This is a genomic window from Gordonia amicalis NBRC 100051 = JCM 11271, from assembly GCF_000332995.1.
Taxonomy (GTDB): Bacteria; Actinomycetota; Actinomycetes; order Mycobacteriales; family Mycobacteriaceae; genus Gordonia; species Gordonia amicalis.
Map to the genome: position 1 here is coordinate 1 of NZ_BANS01000074.1, position 3,529 is coordinate 3,529.

At 69.1% G+C, this 3,529-nt stretch carries 2 protein-coding genes and 1 pseudogene; all 3 read left to right on the plus strand.

Translation table 11 applies throughout. From position 1 onward, the window contains the following. A pseudogene (locus tag GOAMI_RS22130) lies at positions 1–213 on the plus strand (Hsp70 family protein); the annotation flags it as partial. Beyond that, entirely contained in the window at positions 200–2,707 is a 2,508-nt protein-coding gene (locus GOAMI_RS22135) for a LuxR family transcriptional regulator (protein ID WP_157228364.1), read from the plus strand. The pseudogene GOAMI_RS22130 and the gene GOAMI_RS22135, both read left to right, overlap by 14 nt. A gap of 330 nt (positions 2,708–3,037) precedes the next feature. After that, a partial coding sequence (locus tag GOAMI_RS22140; protein ID WP_006438875.1) for a hypothetical protein occupies positions 3,038–3,529 on the plus strand: 492 nt, incomplete at its 3' end.

Consider the following 3,529-nt stretch of genomic DNA (forward strand, 5'->3'; position numbering starts at 1 on the left):
GGGCCGGCCCCCGCGCCGGCGGCTCCGTCGGCGCCGAACCCCGGTACCTCGCCCGCGCCCGTCGAGAACCCCCCGGCGGATTCCCCCGAGCCGAGTCCCGAAGAAGGATCGGGCGGTAACGGCATCACCCCGGGCGGTGTTCTGCAGGCGCCCGGCAAGATCCTCGACGGAACCGGTCAGGTCGTCTGTGGCGTCACCCGTGTCGTCTGCTGACGTGGGGCGAGCGGCGACCTCGCCCACCCCGACGGTCGGCGATCGCCGGGACCCCACTCCCGCGTCGACCTGGGTCGACGACATCCTCGACCGTGCCCCTGCGAAGCTCTCGCTCTGTGCGGTCGTCGTGGGCACCCCGGGAAGCGGTCGCACGGGTCTGCTGAAGGCCATGCACGAGCGCTTGCGTGGTCTCGACGTCCCGGTCAGTGTCGGCATGCCCTCGACCGACGTCCCGGCCGGGCCGATGGTGGTACTCGCCGACGACCTCCACACCTGGCCGGGTGACCTCGTCGCACGGATGGCGACGATGGTCGACGCCGGAACCATCCAGCTGATCGCCACGACCGAACCACGCGAGACCGATCAGGTCCTCCGCCGGGTGCTGGATCTCGCCCGACGCTCCGGCACGCTCCTCGAACTCGGCGCGATGAGCACGGCGGACGTACTGACCCACGCGGCTCGGACCGGTCTCACACTGACACCGGCGACCGCATCGCAGATCCGCCGACGCTGCGGTGGTGCCCGCACCGTCGTGACCGCCGCGCTGCTCTCGATCCGGGAAGCCGCTGCGGCCGCCGCTCCCGGGGAACCGGTCGACGAGATGGCGGTCGTCGAACGCGTGGCGCGCGATCGCCACCATCGACTGCTCCGGGGTCTCGACCCGACGACGCTGTCCGTCCTGGCCCTCGCGTCGGTACGGGCCCCGCTGGACCCCGAGAGCCTCGCCGAGACCCTGGACGTCCCGCGGGACGCAGCAGTCGGGGCACTGGACCGCGCGCGGGGAAGCGGTCTGCTGCGCGGCGCCGACGTCTTCGTGTCGTCCGCACGCGAACCGCTGCACGCCGTCCTCGGGAACCGGCGACTCGATGAGCTCCGCCGTACGTCGGCCGCAGTGCGTCTGCGGGCGACCGAACTGACCGCCGACGACGCGTTGCACGCCGCGGAGTCGGGGGTCGAGGACCCGCGGCTCGTCGACGCCCTGCTGGAAGGTGCGGCCGATGCCACCGCAGCGCGCGCGGTGGTCCTTCTCCGGGCCGCCGATCGTGTCGAACCGGGACGTGACGACGTTCGTCTCCTGATGGCCCAGCGCGCGTTGGCGTCCGGTGACATCGATGGCGCCGGTGCGGTCGCGGATGCCCGACTCGAGTCGGCCGACCCGGGCGAGAACGGGATCGAACACTGGGTGGGGGTCGCGGCTGTGGTCGCGGCACACCGGGGTCTCGGTTCCCATTCGGCGGACCTGTATCGCTGGCTCGGATCGGACAACGTTGCGGCGGAGACGCTTTCCGCGGTGACCGCACTCCTGGCGGTCGGGGACCGGACCGCTGCCTCGGCGATCGCCGCCGCGGGTGACGGGCAGCCGCCGGTGGGTGTCCGTGCCGTGCGATCGTTGGCGATCCGGGGTCTGCTCGCCTCGGTCGGCGGCACCGTCGACGGCGGTCCCGGCGACGGGGTCGACCTCGTGGTCCGTGGGCTCACGGCCGCCGTACCGAGCAGGTCGGGTCCGGCAGCCGCGAGGACGTTGCACGCCGCCGTCGCGCTCGCGCTGAACAGCGGCGACGTGCATGCGGCCAGGACACTCCGGGCAGCGGCCGGTGAATCCGCCGATGGTGCTCTGCTCGAGGCGGAGATCGCACTGACCAGCGGCGACCTCGAGTCGGTCACCCGTCTGCTGCCGACCACCGAACCCATCGGCATGGTCGACCGGTTCCGAGTCCACGCCATCCGCCTCGGCCTGGCGCGTCGCAACGGTGACGTCCCGGCGCTGACGGCGCTGTGGCCGGAAGGTCTGTCACTGCTCGCCGCGATCGAGGTCGACCTCTATCTCCTGCGTCCACTCGCAGAGTTCTGGCAGGCTGCCGCCCGGCTGGCCGACACCGCGTCGATCGGCCGGTACATCACCGCGGCTGATCGATTGCTCGACGCCTTGGACAACCCGGTGACATGGTCGGCGCCTTGGCATTTCGCCGGAGTTCGAGCAGCCGCCATCGCCCGCGACGCCGAGTTCGCAGCCGAGCGACAACGGCACCTCGACGCCACGACCGCGCAGCACGCGCGGGCATCGGGCCTCGCGACGGCCGCCCGCACCTGGTCGGCACTCACTTTCGAGCAGGCCGGGAACATCACCGACGACCGGGTCGCCGGCGCGGTCGCGGCCCTACGGTCGAACGGATTGATCTGGGAAGCAGTACGTTTGGCGGGGATTGCGGGGTTGCATGCCGCCGACCCGAGCGCCGCTGCGGACCTCCTGGAGACCGCCCGCTCGGTTGACGCGGATCGGCGACGTCCCCGACCCGTCGACGGTTTGCTGACCGACAGGGAAGCCGAGGTCGCCCGAGAACTGCTGCAGGGCTTCACATATCGGGAGATCGGTGCTCGGCTGTTCATCTCGGCGAAGACCGTGGAGCACCATGTGTCCCGGATTCGACGCCGATTGGATGCCGGGTCGCGCTCCGAGCTGATGTCGGCGTTGCGGGCCGCCGGATACAGCTGATTCGCACGGCCACTTCTCCCATCGAACATTCCGTTCCGCGAGGAACGAATACGAGAATTCGGCGCTCTGTCGGAATTGCCGTAAGTCGACGAATTGCATTGGCGTCGTGTGAAATTGAAGGTGTGATCTATTTCTCAACAGGGGTGGTACGTTGCGTTTTCGTTTGTTACGTTCGCCGAAGTCCGTCAGCCGAAATGTATATGGAGGCAAAACATATGAAACGAAATCTCATTCGCCCTACCACTATTGGTGCAGCTCTTGGCGTTGCAGGCTTTATCGCTCCGGCCTGGGGCGAATGCCGCACCGGTGTCCGACACGAACTGTGCGAAGGTGTCGACCCCGGTCGATGCGGCCGGTTGGGGAAATGTGTTCGGCGATGAGCAAGGTCAGGCCGGAAAGCTTTCCGCCACGAATGTGGTGGACCGGGACGGTTCGCTGGAACTCGTGACCACCGAGCAGACCCCGCGACAGGCGTCTTATCACAGTGCCGGTGACCTCCCGCTCGCCGATCTGGTGAAGAACAACAAGGCCCTCACCTTCGAGAAGTCCGCAGGCCAGGCCAACTGGCAGATCCGCGTGACCGGCGCCAACGTCGCCGGTTCGAGCGACGGATTCCTCACGCTCGTCTGGACTGCTCCGGAGGGGGCTGGTGAGACCAATGCCGCCTCGTCCGACCAGTGGTGGGCCACCCGCGCCCTTCCGGGGATCGAGCGCGGTGCGACCGCGACTCTGAAGGACTTGCTGGCCGCGGCGAACAGCGAGGGTCACACGACCGTGGTGAACCACTACGGCATCTCGAGCCAGCCGGAGAACAAGGCCGGC